Annotated in this window: 18 protein-coding genes; 4 read left to right on the top strand and 14 right to left on the bottom strand. The window is 65.0% G+C overall.

Annotated elements, in window-relative coordinates; translation table 11 throughout:
• Positions 1 to 8 precede the first annotated feature (8 nt).
• Positions 9 to 971: a hypothetical protein gene (locus ACFWF1_RS38980; protein ID WP_379281266.1), complete on the top strand. Its 963-nt coding sequence runs from the start codon at positions 9 to 11 to the stop codon at positions 969 to 971.
• A gap of 17 nt (positions 972 to 988) precedes the next feature.
• On the opposite strand, the gene ACFWF1_RS38975 is transcribed toward ACFWF1_RS38980, so the two are convergent.
• The 6 genes from ACFWF1_RS38975 to ACFWF1_RS38950 all read right to left on the bottom strand — a co-directional run bounded on the left by ACFWF1_RS38975 (position 989) and on the right by ACFWF1_RS38950 (position 7,863).
• Positions 989 to 1,984, bottom strand: coding sequence for an alpha/beta hydrolase (locus ACFWF1_RS38975; RefSeq protein ID WP_379281265.1), 996 nt, complete (start codon positions 1,982 to 1,984; stop codon positions 989 to 991).
• Positions 1,981 to 3,126: an alpha/beta hydrolase gene (locus ACFWF1_RS38970; RefSeq protein ID WP_379281264.1), complete on the bottom strand. Its 1,146-nt coding sequence runs from the start codon at positions 3,124 to 3,126 to the stop codon at positions 1,981 to 1,983. The genes ACFWF1_RS38975 and ACFWF1_RS38970 overlap by 4 nt, the downstream gene beginning before the upstream one ends.
• On the bottom strand, positions 3,123 to 4,970 hold the full coding sequence (locus ACFWF1_RS38965; protein WP_379281263.1) for a GDSL-type esterase/lipase family protein: 1,848 nt from the start codon (positions 4,968 to 4,970) through the stop codon (positions 3,123 to 3,125). The genes ACFWF1_RS38970 and ACFWF1_RS38965 overlap by 4 nt, the downstream gene beginning before the upstream one ends.
• 190 nt (positions 4,971 to 5,160) lie before the next feature.
• Positions 5,161 to 5,763: a TetR/AcrR family transcriptional regulator gene (locus tag ACFWF1_RS38960; protein ID WP_379281262.1), complete on the bottom strand. Its 603-nt coding sequence runs from the start codon at positions 5,761 to 5,763 to the stop codon at positions 5,161 to 5,163.
• Positions 5,760 to 6,896 (bottom strand): family 1 glycosylhydrolase, encoded by a 1,137-nt coding sequence (locus ACFWF1_RS38955; RefSeq protein ID WP_379281261.1) that lies wholly within the window; start codon positions 6,894 to 6,896, stop codon positions 5,760 to 5,762. Before ACFWF1_RS38955 ends, ACFWF1_RS38960 begins: the two co-directional genes overlap by 4 nt.
• A gap of 118 nt (positions 6,897 to 7,014) precedes the next feature.
• Positions 7,015 to 7,863 (bottom strand): TIGR03621 family F420-dependent LLM class oxidoreductase, encoded by an 849-nt coding sequence (locus tag ACFWF1_RS38950; protein ID WP_379281260.1) that lies wholly within the window; start codon positions 7,861 to 7,863, stop codon positions 7,015 to 7,017.
• Between the two features lie 132 nt (positions 7,864 to 7,995).
• Between ACFWF1_RS38950 and ACFWF1_RS38945 the strand changes: the two genes are divergently transcribed.
• Positions 7,996 to 8,646: a TetR/AcrR family transcriptional regulator gene (locus tag ACFWF1_RS38945; protein WP_379281259.1), complete on the top strand. Its 651-nt coding sequence runs from the start codon at positions 7,996 to 7,998 to the stop codon at positions 8,644 to 8,646.
• A gap of 232 nt (positions 8,647 to 8,878) precedes the next feature.
• On the opposite strand, the gene ACFWF1_RS38940 is transcribed toward ACFWF1_RS38945, so the two are convergent.
• From ACFWF1_RS38940 to ACFWF1_RS38905, 8 genes are all read right to left on the bottom strand, one after another.
• Positions 8,879 to 9,319 (bottom strand): response regulator, encoded by a 441-nt coding sequence (locus tag ACFWF1_RS38940; RefSeq protein ID WP_379281778.1) that lies wholly within the window; start codon positions 9,317 to 9,319, stop codon positions 8,879 to 8,881.
• The gene (locus ACFWF1_RS38935; RefSeq protein WP_379281777.1) at positions 9,319 to 10,845 is read right to left on the bottom strand and encodes an ATP-binding protein; all 1,527 of its coding nucleotides are present in this window, start codon (positions 10,843 to 10,845) and stop codon (positions 9,319 to 9,321) included. The genes ACFWF1_RS38940 and ACFWF1_RS38935 overlap by 1 nt, the downstream gene beginning before the upstream one ends.
• Positions 10,846 to 11,051: 206 nt before the next feature.
• The gene (locus ACFWF1_RS38930; protein ID WP_379281258.1) at positions 11,052 to 11,741 is read right to left on the bottom strand and encodes a hypothetical protein; all 690 of its coding nucleotides are present in this window, start codon (positions 11,739 to 11,741) and stop codon (positions 11,052 to 11,054) included.
• Between the two features lie 269 nt (positions 11,742 to 12,010).
• Positions 12,011 to 12,328 carry a hypothetical protein gene (locus ACFWF1_RS38925; RefSeq protein WP_379281257.1) on the bottom strand — a complete coding sequence of 106 codons (318 nt, stop codon included), beginning with the start codon at positions 12,326 to 12,328 and terminating at the stop codon, positions 12,011 to 12,013.
• A 216-nt stretch (positions 12,329 to 12,544) separates the two neighbouring features.
• A complete protein-coding gene (locus ACFWF1_RS38920) occupies positions 12,545 to 13,093 on the bottom strand; it encodes a GNAT family N-acetyltransferase (protein WP_379281256.1) in 549 nt (182 codons plus the stop codon).
• 223 nt (positions 13,094 to 13,316) lie between these two features.
• Positions 13,317 to 14,654, bottom strand: coding sequence for a DoxX family protein (locus ACFWF1_RS38915; RefSeq protein ID WP_379281255.1), 1,338 nt, complete (start codon positions 14,652 to 14,654; stop codon positions 13,317 to 13,319).
• Positions 14,651 to 14,842 (bottom strand): hypothetical protein, encoded by a 192-nt coding sequence (locus tag ACFWF1_RS38910; protein ID WP_379281254.1) that lies wholly within the window; start codon positions 14,840 to 14,842, stop codon positions 14,651 to 14,653. The genes ACFWF1_RS38915 and ACFWF1_RS38910 overlap by 4 nt, the downstream gene beginning before the upstream one ends.
• Positions 14,843 to 14,884: 42 nt before the next feature.
• Complete coding sequence (locus ACFWF1_RS38905; protein ID WP_379281253.1) at positions 14,885 to 15,241, bottom strand: hypothetical protein; 357 nt, start codon at positions 15,239 to 15,241, stop codon at positions 14,885 to 14,887.
• Between the two features lie 89 nt (positions 15,242 to 15,330).
• Here ACFWF1_RS38905 and vanR-Sc point away from each other — a divergent pair, with 89 nt between their 5' ends.
• Entirely contained in the window at positions 15,331 to 16,005 is a 675-nt protein-coding gene (vanR-Sc, locus tag ACFWF1_RS38900) for a VanSc-type vancomycin resistance response regulator transcription factor VanR (RefSeq protein ID WP_379281252.1), read from the top strand.
• Between the two features lie 10 nt (positions 16,006 to 16,015).
• Positions 16,016 to 17,077 carry a sensor histidine kinase gene (locus ACFWF1_RS38895; protein ID WP_379281251.1) on the top strand — a complete coding sequence of 354 codons (1,062 nt, stop codon included), beginning with the start codon at positions 16,016 to 16,018 and terminating at the stop codon, positions 17,075 to 17,077.
• Positions 17,078 to 17,094: the final 17 nt, after the last annotated feature.

Raw genomic sequence — 17,094 nt, 5'->3', positions numbered from 1 at the left:
GGAGTCCCATGAACAGCACAAACCTGCGTCCGCGACCGATGCGCACTAGCAGCGCAGTTCAGCGGTTCCGGCACCTTCCGGGCGTGGCCGCCGTCGCCTTCGTCACGTTCGTGTGCACCACCGCGCCCGCGTCGGCGATAGACGTGGACCCGACCCCGATCGCAGGCATCCCCACCTGCGTCGGCGTCAAGGACACGTCAGGGATACATGATGCGACGGGCGCCGGGCCGACCAGGACATTCGCCGACAACTTCACCCCGCCACAGCCCGACAACTGGTGCAATATCCACTACGGCACCGACACCCTCACCGCGGATGCCGACGGCCTGACCTTCCACAACGTGCCCGACAGCGGCACCGGCGCGCAATGGCGATACGCCGAAATCGTTGGCATGCCAGCGTTTACGGCCGGACAATCGATGAACTATTCGATCAAAGGGACCGATGTCGGCAACCTCAACGGCTCGATGGCGTTCGGGCTCTTCAATCGCATCGGCGACCCGACGCAAGTCAGCCTGGCCATGTTCATATACCAGCACAGTTCGAGGTTTTCGCCGATTTCGGACCCCCTCCGGCCGCTGCTCGACCCGACCACGCTGGCCGCGCCCGACGGTTTCTTCCTGATCGTCCGCAAGGCGGGCACCGCGCAGCTGCAGCTGACTCGGCTGGACGAGCGGCTGCTCGCCCAGGATCACCGGTACACGGTGCGGCAATCGGACCGGTCCGTCGAGTTCCTCATCGACGGCGAAAGCCACGGCGTCTTCGACTACCCGCAGAATCCGGCTGACGCGGCGTATCCAGGCATGGCAAGCATGTGGTTGGACGATCAATATTGGCCGGAGGACATCGTCCTCGGCACCAACGACAAATCGGAACCGAACACCGCGGAAACCACCGTGACGTTACGGTGTTTCACGCAAACCGATTACGCCGCCGGCGCGACCTCGGGAACCAATTGCCCTGCGGCATAGCAGGATCAGCGACGGCGTCAGAGTGGGATCGGGTTTCGAATTGCGCTGTGCCGGTGTAGGAAATCGACGGCGGTGTGGAAGAACGTGGTGGCCTGGGGGAGGTCGAAGCGGTACTGGTATTCGTGGTTCAGGCCCATGTTCTCGTAGAAGACGTGGGTGGTCGGAACGGACCGGCGGTCGAGGGCTGATACCAATTCGCGCGACTGGCTTGCGAAGCGGTCCCGGTCGCCGACAGTGATGAGCGTGGGCGGATAGTCAGCTGTTACGTGCCGCACTGTCGATAGTTGGTCGAGTTTCGGGAAGTTCAGCCAATTCCGTTGTCCGACATAGGCTGCCATGAACGTGTTCAGCGCGAAGACGCCGGATGTCGCCACGGTGGTCATATCGTAAGGGCCGCAGCACAGAACGGTGCCGCGGAGAGCTCGAGGGCCGACCGCGGCGGTCAGGCTCATGGCGTGGGCGAAGGTGGGATTCGTCTCGATAGCGGCGGCCTGGCTGGCAAGTTGAGCACCGGCAGAGTCACCGCCGACGAAAAATCGGCTCGGGTCGCCGCCGAATTCGTCCGCATGGTCACGCAGGTAGTGCAGTGCGGCATTGGCCTGGCGCACCGGCACCGGATAATGCTGGCCGGGAGCGAGCGAATACTCCAGGCTCGCAACGACGAAACCCTGGGCAGCAAGCATGGTCGCGTAGGGGCCGACCGTGCGACTGGTCCCTGCAATGAAGCCGCCGCCGTGAATCCACAGCAGGATGGGTCGCCGGTCGGAGGCCGAGCCCTTCGGGCGATGGATGTCGACGGATGCGGCCGGCGCATCCGTGACCGGGAAGCTTTGCCCCGCGAGCACCTCGACCTTCGCGGCGTATTCGGCCAGGTTGCCGGGCGGGGTGAACGGTTCGATTTCGAATGAGCGCTTGACCACTGCCACCCGGGTGGCGAACGGCAACAGGCCGAGCACCAACTCGGCCACCTGGAGCGCGGCGGCGGTGAGGTTCAGGTGTTTCGAGCGAGTCATGAGCGGCTCCGGTGTCGCGAAGCGGTCAGATATCGGCGAGTGATCGTCGTTAAGGCTTGGAAGCCGAGCGATCCGGCGGCCAAGCCGTCGTAGAAGTGGTTGGCGAACGGAACTTTCACCAGGGTGACGTCCATACCGGTCTGCTCGGCCCGAGTCACGAAGTCGTACACCGATTCGGGCGGCACCAGACTGTCTCGGGTGCCCTGCAGGACGAGTGTCGGCGGTGCCTGCGGCGTGAGGTAGGACGCGCAGTCGACGACGGTGTAGCGCTCCGGGAACTGCTCAGGTAGCCCGCCGATGTATTGCTCGACGTCCTGGTCGATATGCAGAAGATGATGCGCCAGAGCCGCTTGCGGGCTGACCATCGGATAGTTGGCGACGACCGCGAGCGGGACCGGAAGATGTTCTGCCACAACCTCTTTCCCGGATGCGAGCCGATACGCGAGGATCAGTGCGAGGTTCCCGCCTGCCGATTCACCCATCACGGTCATTCGCTCGCTGTCCCCGCCCAGCGCTCCAGCGTGTTCAACAGCCCACGCGTACGCGCGAGTCACGTCGACTGAGGCCACGTCCCAGGTAGGCCGATCCGGCTGGGCCAGACGGTATTCCGGGCGGATCACCAGCCAGCCGTGGTCGGCGAACCACCGCATCGTGGCCGGTAGGCGCGTATCGCCGGTGAACGCGCCGCCGTGGATGTAGAACAGCACCGGCACCCGATCACCGGTGGGACGGTAGATTTCGAGGTTCAGGTCCTGACCGTCGACGGTCGCGTACCTTTCCATGCTGTCCGCCTTGCCGGTCATGGGCCCGAACGCCAAGGCCCGCAACGGATTCACCGAACCACCGGCGGCACGCACGGTACGAACCAGCACCACCGTCACCACCGCCGAGCCCACCGCGCCGACGCCGCCGAGCATCAGAAGCACCGCAGCCATGCCGGGATGCTTTGCCTGCGACCACCATCCGATACCCGCACAGAACACCCCCACAAGCACGAAATGCGGCGCGAACGTGGGCATTACGAGGGCAGCCACCGCACCGAGGAGACCCGACCTGCCGACGAAGGCTCCCAGGCAGAGCAGCACGACGATTGCCGCCGCGACCAGCGTGAGTCCCAGGACGACGCCGACCAGCACGGTCATGGCCGGAAGCTGTCGACCGCCGGATCATAGATCGCAACGGCCAACGTGGTATCGCTCTGCCCGTAGTAGGCGAACCACCTACCGCGGAAGTGCACCAGCCCTTCGACGAAGGTGACATTGGCGACCATCCCGTGCGTGTCCTCGAACGATGCCGGGCGCAGCCACGGCTGGGTGGTCTTGGCGATCACCCGGGTCGGATCGTTGCGTGCGATGGCGATCTGCCCGCAGCGGTAGTCGACGTCCTGGGGAGAGGTCGCGGCGGCCGAGTTGGTGAGGAACACCAGGAGTCCGTCGGCCGTGGTGACCGGTGGCGCGCCGATCTCCACCAGGGTGCCGTCCCAATTGCCCGGCGTCGGTGTATGAATCGGCTCGTCCTGCGGGCACGGCGTCCAATGCAGCAGGTCCTCGGAGGTGGCGTAGTAGATGCAGCCCTCGCCGAAATACATGTAGTACTTGCCGTCGATCGGTTCGGCGTGGATGACACCGGCCTTGTTCCACGGGATTTCGGGCCCGTAGGGTAGCGGGCCCCAGGTGTTGAAGTCGGGGAACAGTGGGCCGTGCTTGGTCCAGCTGCGCAGGTCGGTCGAAGTCGCCAGGCACAGCAGCGAACTCGGTCCGGTGGGGCCGCCGGTGTATTCGCCGCCGTGGCCGGTGTAGGTGAGGTAATAGGTGTCACCGATCCGGGTGATGCGCGGATCCTCGCAGCCGTGACGCTCGTAGTCGAATTCCGGTGAGAGCAGCGGCTCGTCCTCGCGCTCGAAATGAATTCCGTCGTCGCTGAAGGCGATTCCGATGTGCGATATCTTGTCCGCGGCGTGCCCGCGGTAGAGCAGGGCCACCCGGTTGTCGACCACGATGGCTGCCGGGTTGTAGAGGTTGGCCGACTGCCAGCTCGCACCTGCCGGTTGCAGGATCGGATTGCCGGTGTAAGGCGTGAACGGGCCGAGCGGGAAGCTTGCCGGCGGATAGGCGCGCGGTCGGGACACTCTCGCATCGACGCTGCCGAGTGCCGTGACTATGGCCCGCAGCAGCAGTTGCTGGCCCGCCTCGGACGGATGCGCGCCGTCCGCCGACCAGTAGTCCGAGCCGACCTCCAGACCTGAGAAGACATCCAGCGCGCCCGGAATCGCGGCCAGCACGGCTCGGCGGCTCGCCACCAGATCCTCCGGATACCAGAAGTCTCCGCCGGCCCGTTTGGCCTCGACAGATGCGGGATCGAGGACCAGGAAGGACGGGATCACGATCACCTTTGCCCGTGACTGCTCGGCCGCCATGCGTTCCAGCTCGGCCAGATTGCGTGCGGTTTCGCCCACCGAGGTCATCCGCACGGCAGCCGTAATCCCTTCGCGCCGTGCGTCGTTCGCGCCGAGCATGATGATCACCCAGTCCGGATCGAGCGCGAGAGTGGCCTTGAATGCGGGAATAGTCTCGGTGGTGGTGCGCCCGCTCACCGCGCGGTTGACCAGGCGAACGCCACGGTCGGCCAGGATGACCCCGAGCAGGTTCGCCCAGCTGTACGCAGCGGCGGTCAGCGAGTCCCCGGCAACAACTACGGTCTGGCCACTGGTGAAGGGCAACCGGTCCAGCGCCGCGGCGAACTCCGGCTCGGCCGTCAGCGCGGCCGCCGTGGTCCGCAATCCGTCCCGCAGGGCCGCGCGAATCGTCTCGAGCTGCTCCTCGGACAGGCCGAGGGTCTGTGCGATCAAGCCGGACTCGGCGTCCGGGCCGACGCCGAAGCCCTCGAACAGCAGACCGGGCGTGAGACCCGCGGCGGCCACGAGTTCGACGACGCGGGGTGGGATGCCCTGCAACGGGCCGGTCTGAATCGCAACCGAATTGGTCATGGCTTTCCCTCGCTCGAAAGTCGGGGCGGACCGTGGAACCCGCCGTGAGATGACGGTTCTGGCAAGACCTGGTATGCATCAGAGCGTACGCTTGAAAACTAAAGAACACTAGGTTTTCATTGTGCCTGAGGGTGCTGACCAGCGTCGACGCCTGGTTGAACGCCGGATCGATGCTTCCGAGTGAAGCATGTCACACCTCTTGATCGGGGTTCGACGCTGCCGCTGAACGGCCGGGCGCCAGTGCTTCGACGAGCCGTTGCATGTCCGCTAGGATGTCGATGCGCGGATCACGCAGCCACCGCAGCTGCAGGCCATCGATCGCCGCGACGAGAATGCGTGGCTGCCAATCGTCTTCGTCGCCGCCCTGACCGAGCACGAGGCGGAGCAGGTCGCGCAAGGCGGTGTCGCGGCCGGTCAGAAACGCGTGCGCGGGATGATTCGGGTCGGCGGCCGCGACCACCATGTCGACGAAAAGCTTTACCTCGCCGGGGGTTTCGTAGGTTCGCCGGATGGCCGCATAGATCCCGTCCCAGGTCGTCAGGTCGAAGGTTTTCCGTGCGACCTCGTCGCGCGACTCCAACACCGACACCAGCAAGTGATCCTTGCTGTCGAAATAGTGCAGGACACCGGCCTCGGTCATGCCGAGCGAGTCGGCGATCTGCTTCAGCGAAGGCTGCTGCTGATTGTCCGCCGCGCCATAGGCGGTCAGCGCCGCCTGCAGAATCTCCGTGCGCCGGGCGAGCCCCTTGGCGTAGGGGCCGCGTCGCGCTCCGGGTTTTGCCGGCGGGCTCACCAGTCGCTCGTCGCGATCACCTTACGGAAGGTCTCCACCGCGTCGGTCGGAACGCGCTGCAGGGTCGGATCGCCTGCCGCGTCCACCGAGTACAGCCCGAAACGTGGCCGGTAGCTGCCCCATTCGTAGTTGTCGGTGAGGCTCCAGTACAACAGGCCGACGATGGGGACGCCGCGCTCGCGCGCCCGGCCGATGGAGTCCACGACATTGAGCAGCTGTTGGCTGCGGGTCAGCCCGTCGGCCCGCGGTGCTCCGTTGTCTGTCGGCATGCCGGATTCGATGACGAAGATGGCGAGTTCGGGATACTTCTCGGCGTAATAGCCTGTGACAGAACCGATCCCGTCCGGCGGCTGCGGGATGTTCCACGGTGTGCCCAGTGCCAGCTGCGCCATGCCCTCGGCATCGATATTCGGGTAGTAGATGTCGAGTCCCAGGAAATCCAGATACCCGTCTGCCACCTGGTCCAGGAAGGCGGCATCGGCCGAAACCCGCAGGGCCTCTGGCAGGTTTCCGGTGGCCTCGTTGCTCGACACCGCGGCGTCCGGATACGCGGACTTGATCACCGCGTACGCCCGCTGGTGCGCGGCCACGATATTGGCGGCCATGGCCGCGCTCTGCTTCGGCGTCAGCGCGCGCATCTTGGTATCCATGACAATGTTCACCGCAGGCTCGTTGAACACCAGCCACCAAGGGCACGAGCCGAGTTCGCGAACCGCGGTCTCGACATAGGCGAGGAAGCGATCGACCGTGGCGGGCGCCACCCAGCCGCCGTCGTCGAGAATCCATGCGGGATAGACGAAATGGTCCAGGGTCGGCATGGGCTCCAGGCCGGCCGCGCGGATCGCGGCGACCACGTCACGGTAGTACGCCCAGCCCTCCTCGGACCGCCGCCCGCGTTCGGGCTCCACCCTGGCCCAGTTCACGCCGAACCGGAAGACCTGCGCGCCGAGGTCCTTGGCGAGCGCGATGTCCTCGCGGTAGCGGTGCCGGAAGTCGACGGCCTCGCGATAGGGCTCGAGATCCGGATGCTGACCGTCGGTCAGGTAGATCTGCCAGTTACAGGGCGGCATATCGCCCTCGGACTGGAAGGCCGAACCGGCCACGCCCCACCGAAAACTCTGGTCCCATCGCATAGGTCGCCGTCCTTTCGTCATACGGATTCCGTATCCGGTCGATCCCCAGGCGCTTGCACCGAACCTATCGTTCAAAACTAAAGAGTACTAGGTTTTAGAGGCTACCGCTCGGCCACGGCTACTTCAGTGCGGCAATCAGTTTCTCGAGCGTGTCCCAGGACAGGCCCGGTGTGCGTACGAAGCTGAAGTAACTGATGCCCAACTCGTCTCGCAGGCAACGGATTCGGTCGGCCGCCTCATCGATGGAATCGCCGAGGAAGGTGGCGAGTTGGCGAAGGTCGGCGTCGCTGCGGCCGGGAGCGAGCCTCCGCAGCATCGACAGGTCATCGGGATCGTCGATGGATGCCTGGAAGAAGCTGAACGCGAGTTCGAGGTCGTCGAACCGGTCGCCCGCTGTGGCCTTCAGGTACTGGACCCGCTCGGCAAGATGTTCTTTGTTGCCCATGGTGGCGATGGCGACGATGTCGGCCTGCGCAGCGGCCATGGTCAGCACGCGGTCGCCCACGCCGGCGACCATGATCGGCGGCGGCGTCTGGACGGGAGCGGGGGCATAGTCCGGGCTGGACAGGAGTCGCCTGATCTCGGTCACGTGCTCGGTCAGCAGATCCACCCGCGCTCGCGCGCTGGGAAAGGGAAGACCGGCTGCGGTGAACTCTTCTTCGACATAGCCCGTACCCAGGCCGATCTCGAGCCGGCCGTTGGTAGCGGAATCGACACTTGCCAGGTCGCGAGCGAGCAGTGCCGGCCGGTAGAACGACGCGTTCAGAACCAGATTGCTCACCCGCAGTGTCGGAGCGGCCTGAGCGATCGCAACCAGCGGTGGCAACGGTGCCGGCAGACCGAGATGGTCGGGCAGCAGTGCGACGTCGATGCCGATCTGTTCGGCACGACGCGCGTCCTCGGCGAGACTTGCCACCGAGCTTTGGCCGATCAGGGACAGACCGAGGCGAATAGGGCGTGAAGTCATGACTCAGGTGACCTTTCCTATCGAAGATGACGCCGTTGATGAGGCAGCCCTCAGGTACGCCGCGAGCGTAACACAAAATGAGGCATGCCTCCGTTTATCCTGAGGGTTGTCTCACTTTGATAGAGTCCGGGTATGCCATCCGCCGCGGACCCGCCCCTCCCGATTCGGCGCGACGCGCTGCGCAACCGCGACCTGTTCATCCAGTCCGCCCAGGCCGCCTTCGCCGAGCTGGGGGTCGACGCCTCACTCGAGCAAATCGCCCGCGACGCCGGCCTGGCCATTGGCACTCTGTACCGCCACTTCCCCACCCGGGTGGATCTGCTGGTGGCCGCGTTCGAGCCGAAGCTGCGCGAATTCCTCGACTCGGCCACGGACGCGCTGGCCATGGACGACCCATGGGCAGGGTTCTGCACCTTCCTCGAAGTGCTGTGCCGCACCCAAGCCGGCGACCGCGGTTTCAACGACTTCCTCTCGATGCGTTTCCCGGCCAGCGAGCACACCGAAGCCATGCACAACCGATTGTGCGAGCTGACCAGCGACATCCTGGCCCGTGCCCAGACCGCAGGCGTCGTCCGGCCGGACGTGACCGAAGCCGACATCATCAGCCTCATCTGGGCCAACAGCCGGATCATCGAGGCAACAAGCCATACCGCACCACAAACCTGGCGACGCCACCTGCACCTGATGATCGACGGACTCCAGGCCGCCAACCGGCACGAACTACCCGAGCCGCCCCTCACCGAGGAGCAGCTCTACCAGGCAATGGCTCACCTGAGCGAATGAGCGACGAGCAGGTCTTCCTTGGAATCCCCTGCGGTGGTAGCCCTTTCGTCATCTGCCTGAGCGACTTCATGGAGCAACCGGAGCGTGGCCCGGCTGTGGTAGTAGCGCAACGTGTCGATCCTGCTGCTCGACGATCCGCTCCAGGTGCCCTACCCACCGCATTCGACCATCCTTGCCGGGCTATCCCGGCTGGGCCACCGAGATTCGGGCGGAAGTCGGCTCGCGAGCGCGGTCAGCTGCGGCGGGGTAGGCGGGCGACCTGGGCGAAGAATTCGTCGATTTGTTTGATGGCGGCGGTGAATTGGTCGAGGTCCGCCGGTTTGGTGACGTAGGCGTTCGCGAACAGGCGGTAGCTGCTCAGTACGTCGTCCTCGGCCGACGAGGTGCTCAGGATGACCACGGGCATGTCGGACAGTTCGGCGTCGGCGCGGATCTTCGCCAGGATCTGCCTGCCGTTGTATTTGGGCAGGTTCAGATCCAGCAGCACCAGGTCCGGGCGCGGTGCGTCCAGGTAATCGCCTTGCCGGAACAGGAAATCCAGCGCCTCCTGCCCGTCCCTGGCGACATGCAGGGTGCTGCCGATCTGGTGCTCCTCGAACGCTTCCCTGGTCATCAGCTCGTCGCCCGGATCGTCCTCGACAAGGAGGATATCGACGGGTCGGGTAGAGATCATCACAGCGGGACTCCTTCGACGGCCGGTGCGGCCGGGATAGCAGGTGCGTCCTCGGCGAGGACGGGAAGGGTGAACCGGAACCGGGTTCCTTCGGTGCGTGCGGTGTCGACCCAGATCTTGCCGCCGTGGTATTCGACGATCTTGCGGCACACGGCAAGGCCGATTCCGGTGCCGCCGTACTCCTCTCGACTGTGCAGGCGCTGGAAGATCACGAACACCTGCTCGGAAAACTCGGCCGCGATGCCGATTCCATTATCGGTCACCGACAGCTGCCACATTCCCGAAGCGGCATCGAGTTCGCAGTCCACCCGGACCAGCGGGGCGCGATCGGGAGCGCGGAATTTGATGGCGTTGGCGATCAGGTTCTGCCACAACATCTTCAGCAGCGTCGCCTCCCCCACCACCTCTGGCAACTGCGCGGGCAGCTCCACCTGGGCGTCGTTGTCCTCGATGATCGTGGACAGATCGCTCACCGCGGCTTCCAGCGGCGCACGCAGATCGACCCGGGTGGCGGCTTCGGCGACCCGCCCGACGCGGGAGAAGGTGAGCAGGTCGTTGATCAGGATCTGCATGCGTTTGGCCCCGTCGACGGCGAAGTCGATGTATTGCTTGCCCCGTTCATCGAACTTGTCGCCGTAGCGTTTATCGAGCAGCTGGCAGAACGACGCGACCTTGCGCAGCGGTTCCTGCAGGTCGTGCGAGGCGACGTAGGCGAATTGCTCCAGTTCGGTGTTGGAGCGGCGCAGCTCCTCGGCTTGCAGGTCGAGCTCCGTCTTCTGTTGGGACAGAACCGCTTCCTGCGCACGGGCAGCGGTCAACTCCGAGACCACCCGTTGGCGCATCCGCTCGACGACGTCGGCGACGGTGGCGACATCGGCCGGGCCCGCGATGTCGATGTGATGATCGAAATCGCCCTCGGCGACCCGCGACGACGCGGCCGCCAAGGCCGAGAGTGGTTGGGCGACAAGGCGACGGGCCAGCCCGGTCAGGATCGCACCGGTCAGCAGGGCGACCGCGACCATGCTCGCGAGGACCCAATTGCGCAGGGCGCGGGCGTGTTCGAGCGCGCGGCGGTCGGCGGCGATCGTGGCGGTGAGATCGGCGGTCTGCGTGTCGAAACGGGTGCGCAGCTCGTCGAACAGGGCCTTACCCTGCGCCGAGGTGGCCGCCAATGTCGCAGGTGCGGCGTCGGTATTGCGTGCGTAGTTCACCCGCCAGTTGTCCGCGGCGTGTTGCACCGCATCGAGATCCGCGAGCAGTGCCGGGGATCCGGCCACCAGCGTGCGGATCCGGTCGGCGGCTGTACTCTGCTCCCGCAGCCCGTTGCTGTAAGGCTCGAGGAACTGTCGATCACCGCTGATGGCGTAGCCGCGGATGCCGGATTCCTGGTTGATCAGCGCGCTCTGCAAGCGAGTTGCCTGCAGCAAGGCAGGCTGCGTGTGGTTGAGCACCCGGTCGGTCGCGTTGTTGGTGTTCGCGATCACCTGCGCACCCGCGGCCGCGCCGAACACGACCACGATCCCCATCACACCCAACACCAGCTGAAACCAGGCCTGCACGGTGAAGCGCCCGGCACCGCGCCCCCGGGCCGTCGCGGCAGTGCTCGCCACAGAGTCCTCCGTTTCCAGAAACGGGCGCACCTGGGCGCGCGTCATCGAACTCGACAGCCGTTTGCTGGACCGCGAAGTATCGAAATACTAACCGGTCCCGTCGATCCGACCGCACCGGTGGCCTAGATCGGGCGAAACGTCATGGCCTCGTCGAAAACCGTCAACCAGTCGGCACCGACCGCCCGATAGCCGAACGCGTTCAACCCCGCGAGCACCGCGGGCATATGCGCCGCGCCGTAGACGATCGCCACGACCTCGTGTCGTCCGCGACGCTCCTGGTGTATCTCCGCCAAGGCCGACACCAGGGCTTTGTCCCGGTCATGGATGAAGACATCGTTCATGAAACGGAGCCGCACCTCGGTGTTGTCGGAGATTTCGAACCTGGTGCGCAACAACCAGCCGCGACCGCCGAGGGCCATGACCGCGACATAGAACGGAGTCAGCAGCAGCAGGTCGAGGACGGAGAGAAACACCATCCGCCGCCGTCGATTGCTGCGTGAGTAGGCATCCGGCCACACGACGGGCACACCGAGCGCCGCGTGATCGATGTCCTGATGCACCAGGGTCCGGGCGGCGCGCTGAAACGTCATGCGCATCGCAAGGACGATGGCGAGGCCGGTAGAGCTGGGTGTGTCGGTGCCTTCGGAGACGATCAGGTCGGACGCACGCAGTCGGTCGGCGACCTCCTGATAGAACTGCCGCTGACCGATGTGCACCATCGGAAAGAGCCGAAAGGTCAAGGGTTCGCCGCGAACTCGCAGATCGATGACCGCCGACCGCAGCCCGAAGATACTGAACTCGGTGATCTGCACGGCCCACCTCCCATGGCCGGTTCCGGAGTCTCGTGCTCGCTCCGGAATGGCTACAGAATACGGCTGTGTCTCAGTGCGGAATACGGCCGTTGGTGCCACCAATTCCGGTGGCACAGAACAACACGTCTACCCGAGTGTCATATCGCTGAGCGCGCTGGTCGAAGCGGTCGGTCGCCGCCCGGTGCGAGCCCTGCGACAGCCAGTAGCCCACATACGGGCGGCCTCACGCTTGCTCAGCATGAGGCTGCCCAGACCGAAAAGGTTGGCACCTACGCTTGGATGACCTCGATCCCCACCAACGCGTTCAGTGAATCGCAGCTGGCCCAGGATTGGTTTTGGCCATACTGCACCGGGCCGTATTTCCAGTAGGTGAAAGGGACCGGCCATGCGACGCAGGTGAGTTTCACCTGATGCCAGGTCGGCAGCTCGCAATTGGACATTCCGCCGGTGTTGAAGATGGTGTAGACGTGACAGTTGGCCTGCCATACCGGCACGTCGGCCTGGGCGACGCCACCACCGGCGAGCACAGCGGCTGCGGCGGCAGTGGCAACAACAGAGCTAGCGACAATGCGCTTCGCAGTCAGCATTCCGAACCTCCTGAATCGGTGTTGTCTAGAACACATCGTCCGCGGTTCGCGCTTGTTACTCGAAACCATCAGTGAAGTGCACTGTCGGCCGTCAGGAGCCAATTTAATACCGCGAGCACTGAGACATCGCGCGAGCGCTGGCGCTCGAGTGCCACACCCTGTTCGCCGGATGCGCACAACACCCAAGCATAAATTCAGCAAATGCACCGCAATGCATTATGTGGACACTGTGACCGAGGACCACAGGCCGAGCCATTGCTCAGCGCCGTACTCCTCGAACCGCTCAACCTCGGTGAACCCCAACTTCATCGCGAGGCGCATCGAGCGGTCGTTGACGGTCTGAGTGCACAGTGCCAACGGCTCGCCGGGAAGCACGTCAGCGAACCAATCGAGTGCCGCCCCGCACGCCTCGGCTGCGTACCCGTATCCCCACGCCGCCGGCAGGAACATGTAGCCGAGCTCGACATCTCCGGCACCCGGACGGACGCGGCCCGGACGCTCGGTGTCGCGCCGATCGAGGGTGATCATGCCGATCATCGCCCCGGCGAGATCGATCACGAACAGACCAGGCCGTCGCCCCGGGACCTCAGGCATCGTGCGCTCGAGTTCATCACGCTGACGAGAGCCACCGATGTAGCTGCCCACCTCCGGCGATGCGAAGAGCTCGATGAACGCCGCGCGGTCCGGCGCCTCGGACTCGCGGAGCACAAGCCGCTCGGTCCTGATCGGCGAAGGTGGCCAGGCAACGGGTCCGAGCTCAGACATACCGTCCAACCTAACAACGAGATACGTCGGTGCGCCCACCACTCAGCAGTTGGTCGGCCGATCATGAGGAAATGAGGTCGGTATCGCCCGAGAAGCCAACGACACCGATTCCTCGTGATCGCTTGTCCAGCTGAGCATCTCGCATTTCGGCCGGATGATCAAAATAGGCTCGCCGTGCAGCGAGGCAGGCGAGTCGGGAGCGGGGTAGCGCGGCTGGCTTCCGCTAGCGGAAGTATGGATAATCCTGTACCCAGTGGAATCCGCGGCTGCGCAAGGTGAAGGTGCTCAGATCGACGCGTTCTAGGGTGATCACGACCGGGCGGTCCTGCAGTGAGCCACTCAATACCAGCCGGTCCGGGGTGGGTTGCTCGGTAGATAATGTCGCGAATGGTGGCTGGTGCCCGATCTTTTCGACGGTTGGGTTCGTGGTGAGTTCCAGCTGTCCGTTGGGGCGGAAGTCGGCGCGTATCGGCACTAGTTCGCCGTTCATCCGCTGATAGGTCGCATTCGATGGATCGTCGAAAACTAGCCGTTGCCAACGATTCTCGTCGGTTGTCAGTGGTGGTATCGGGTGTCCGTCGAGGGTGAAGTCTTGTACGTCCCAGATTCCGTACAGTTCGGACTTCGGGCTGTTGGGGCCGTATTGGTCTTGCCAGACTACCCAGCGGTCATAGCCGCAGCCGAAGGCGACCCAGAGGCCGAGGGCCAGTTGGATCCACGGTGCGATGCGATTCCTTCGGTCGGTGGTGAACAGCGCGGGTTGCGTCAGCGGCTTGCACTCGCGTTGCAGCACAAAGATATTGACTAACTGGCGGAGGTTCGGGGCGAGTAGGACCAGGCTGATCAGCAGTAGGTGGGAGGCGAGTAGTTTTTCCGGTATGTCGAATGTCATGTTCGTCAGGAAGACTTGGGCCATACTTGCCAGGCTCAATGCGGCGCCGAGCACGGCGGTCCGTGGCACGAACAGCAGCAGTCCGGCGACGACTTCCACTGCGCCGAGGGCCATTTCGTACGGAGGGGAGCTGCCGATCTGCAGCCACAGCACCGAGGCGGGGCTCAGGTCGCCGTACGGCTGCAACAGTTGGGCCAGTGTGGGGCCGGGCATCTGGGTGGGGATCAGTTTGGCGAAACCGAACGACAGCATCTGCCCACCCAGACATGCCCGCAGGAACAGCGTGAACCACGCCAGCAGGCGGGGGTGGGAGCTACGACGGTCGAAAGCCGTCCATACGGCGGTGGCTACCACGGCGATAACCAGGATGCAGAACATCAGCACCCAGGCGGCGGCCTGGTCGCCGGCGCCGGAGTCCTTGTGCTGCACCGCGTCGATCCCGAAGACCGTGCGGCCTACCCAACCGGTGATCGGGTCCGTCAGGGACATATCAGACGGTCCGTGGTATCGGCGGAGCCAGCGGTCGAGGAGGCCGAGCAGCGTGAACGGGATGTACGTGAGTAGCACGCAGAACAGGCCGAAATAGACTACGCAGAATCGTAACGCGATCTGTGCCAGCAGATTTCGGCTGGTCCGAGTACCGCCGGCCGCGGGCAAGTCCGTGATCACTGCTGCATCCTCGGATCCTCGGTGGGGTCGGCATACTGTGGCGGGCAACCGCTTTCGCCGGCTTCGGGACGCAGTTCGTAGTGCCAGGGCTCGTTGGCGTAGATCTGGCACAGCCCGTACTCGGTGCCGCGCATGGACAGCCACGCCGCAGCCTCGGCGGGCCCGACGTCGACCGCCTCTCCCGCCACATGAGCGGACGTGGTGGGGGTGGCGACCCAGCGGGCAGCTTCCTATTCCGAGCCGTACTTCGAGACCGCGTCACGCAACAGTTGTCGCTGGTATTCCGGGGAGCGCCAGCCACTGTTGACGACGAACGCGACCCCGTCGTCCGCGGCGTCGGTGGCGGCTCGGCGCAGGGCTCCGAGCAGCTCGGGGTCGAGATTGACCACGGATGGATGTTTGTCGTCGAAGATCGACACGCCGCCGGGCACGGCGCCACCGGTGACGGTGGCCGCGGATAGTGTCTCGTGGTCACCGTGCGGAATACCGATTGTCCAAGCGAGGACACCGATGGCCGCGATGCTGACGACCACGGCTGCGAGTATGGGTACTCGGCGGGTGGCCGTTGGTACTTCGCTGTGGTTCATGCCTCGAGTCAAGGCGGCGCGGCGTTGCCAGCGCGTATGCGGTTTTCGATATGCCCGCGATATCCCCGGCCTGGGAGAATCGAGCGTCTATGCGTGTATTGATCGTCGAGGACGAACCCTATCTGGCCGAAGCCATCCGGGATGGCCTGCGCCTGGACGCGATCGCCGCCGACCTGGCCGGTGACGGCGACACCGCGCTGGAGCTGCTGAGCGTCAACGCCTATGACATCGCCGTTCTCGATCGCGACATCCCCGGGCCGTCCGGCGACGAGATCGCCCAGCGCATCGTCGCGTCCGGTAGCGGCATGCCGATCCTGATGCTCACCGCGGCCGACCGGCTCGACGACAAGGCGACCGGGTTCGGGCTCGGCGCCGACGACTACCTCACCAAGCCGTTCGAACTCCGCGAACTCGTACTCCGGCTCAGAGCGCTCGACCGCAGGCGCGCCCACAACCGGCCGCCCGTGCGGGAGATCGCCGGGCTGCGGCTGGATCCGTTCCGCCGCGAGGTCTTTCGTGACGGCCGGTACGTTGCGCTGACTCGCAAGCAATTCGCCGTGCTCGAAGTCCTTGTCGCGGCGGAAGGTGGTGTGGTGAGCGCCGAAGACCTATTGGAGCGGGCGTGGGATGAGAACGCGGACCCGTTCACCAACGCTGTGCGCATCACCGTCTCGGCACTGCGCAAACGGCTGGGCGAACCCTCGATCATCGCCACTGTGGCCGGCGTCGGGTACCGGATCGACACCGGGGACGATCGTGAATAGGCAGCCGGGATTGAGTGTTCGCCTCAAACTCACCCTCAGCTACGCCGGATTCATCATGGTCGTCGGTGTCCTGTTGTTCGCCGCCGTGTGCGTCTTCTACCTGTGGTTCCTGCCCGACGGTTTCATCAGCACCGCCGGTAGTTTTTGGATCGATCGCTCCGCCCTGCTGCGCGCCTTCGTTCCGTTCGTCACCATCGTGATGGCATTCCTGCTGACGTTCGGTCTGGTGGGCGGATGGCTGCTCGCAGGCTGGATGCTCACCCCACTGACTCGCATCACGGCCGCCACCCGCATGGCCGCGAATGGCTCACTCTCCCACCGGATCCGGCTGCCGGGCCGCAGCGACGAGTTCCGCGAACTCGCCGACGTCTTCGACACCATGCTCGCGCGGCTGGCGGCACACGTCGCCGAGCAACAGCGGTTCGCCGCCAACGCCTCGCACGAACTGCGCACCCCGCTGGCGATTACGCGGACACTGCTCGATGTGGCCCGCAACGATCGCGACCGCGACGCCGACGAACTGGTCGACCGCCTGCATGCCGTCAATACTCGCGCGATCGACCTCACCGAAGCGTTGCTCCTGCTCAGCCGTGCCGACCAACGGTCATTCACTCGGGAGCAGGTCGACCTGTCCCTGCTCGCGGAAGAAGCCACGGAAACGCTGCTGCCCCTCGCGGAAAAGCATGGCGTCACCCTCGCGACGTCCGGCGACCTGACCCGCACCATCGGCTCGCACGCGCTGCTGCAGCAGTTGACGATGAACCTCGTGCACAACGCGATCGTGCACAACCTGCCCGAACGGGGCACCGCGTGGGTCACGACCAGGACTCACCCCGACAGTGTTGTGCTGACGGTCGAGAACACCGGCGAAATGCTCACTCCGCCATTGGTTTCCACGCTGGTCGAGCCGTTTCAGCGCGGCACCGAACGCGTCCGCACTCATCACGCAGGTGTCGGTCTCGGCTTGGCAATCGTCAACAGCATCACCCATGCTCACGCCGGAACCCTCACCCTCGCCGCTCGCCTCAACGGCGGGCTTTGCGTCACGGTGCGATTACCCACAGGGCCTTGAGCGAGTGTCCTTGTCGC

Source organism: Nocardia sp. NPDC060255 (assembly GCF_042727395.1).
Lineage (GTDB): Bacteria > Actinomycetota > Actinomycetes > Mycobacteriales > Mycobacteriaceae > Nocardia.
Note: the sequence above shows the minus strand (reverse complement) of the source record. Positions and strands in the feature narration are given on the sequence as shown.

Bases quoted from the DNA above. Each gene is read 5' to 3' on its own strand.
- vanR-Sc (WP_379281252.1), top strand. From the start codon at position 15,331: ATGCGTGTATTGATCGTCGAGGACGAACCCTATCTGGCCGAAGCCATC.
- ACFWF1_RS38965 (WP_379281263.1), bottom strand. From the start codon at position 4,970: ATGACCAATTCGGTTGCGATTCAGACCGGCCCGTTGCAGGGCATCCCA.
- ACFWF1_RS38940 (WP_379281778.1), bottom strand. From the start codon at position 9,319: ATGATCTCTACCCGACCCGTCGATATCCTCCTTGTCGAGGACGATCCG.
- ACFWF1_RS38905 (WP_379281253.1), bottom strand. From the start codon at position 15,241: ATGAACCACAGCGAAGTACCAACGGCCACCCGCCGAGTACCCATACTC.
- ACFWF1_RS38935 (WP_379281777.1), bottom strand. From the start codon at position 10,845: ATGGGGATCGTGGTCGTGTTCGGCGCGGCCGCGGGTGCGCAGGTGATC.
- ACFWF1_RS38975 (WP_379281265.1), bottom strand. From the start codon at position 1,984: ATGACTCGCTCGAAACACCTGAACCTCACCGCCGCCGCGCTCCAGGTG.
- ACFWF1_RS38955 (WP_379281261.1), bottom strand. From the start codon at position 6,896: ATGCGATGGGACCAGAGTTTTCGGTGGGGCGTGGCCGGTTCGGCCTTC.
- ACFWF1_RS38945 (WP_379281259.1), top strand. From the start codon at position 7,996: ATGCCATCCGCCGCGGACCCGCCCCTCCCGATTCGGCGCGACGCGCTG.
- ACFWF1_RS38980 (WP_379281266.1), top strand. From the start codon at position 9: ATGAACAGCACAAACCTGCGTCCGCGACCGATGCGCACTAGCAGCGCA.
- ACFWF1_RS38950 (WP_379281260.1), bottom strand. From the start codon at position 7,863: ATGACTTCACGCCCTATTCGCCTCGGTCTGTCCCTGATCGGCCAAAGC.
- ACFWF1_RS38970 (WP_379281264.1), bottom strand. From the start codon at position 3,126: ATGACCGTGCTGGTCGGCGTCGTCCTGGGACTCACGCTGGTCGCGGCG.
- ACFWF1_RS38925 (WP_379281257.1), bottom strand. From the start codon at position 12,328: ATGCTGACTGCGAAGCGCATTGTCGCTAGCTCTGTTGTTGCCACTGCC.
- ACFWF1_RS38920 (WP_379281256.1), bottom strand. From the start codon at position 13,093: ATGTCTGAGCTCGGACCCGTTGCCTGGCCACCTTCGCCGATCAGGACC.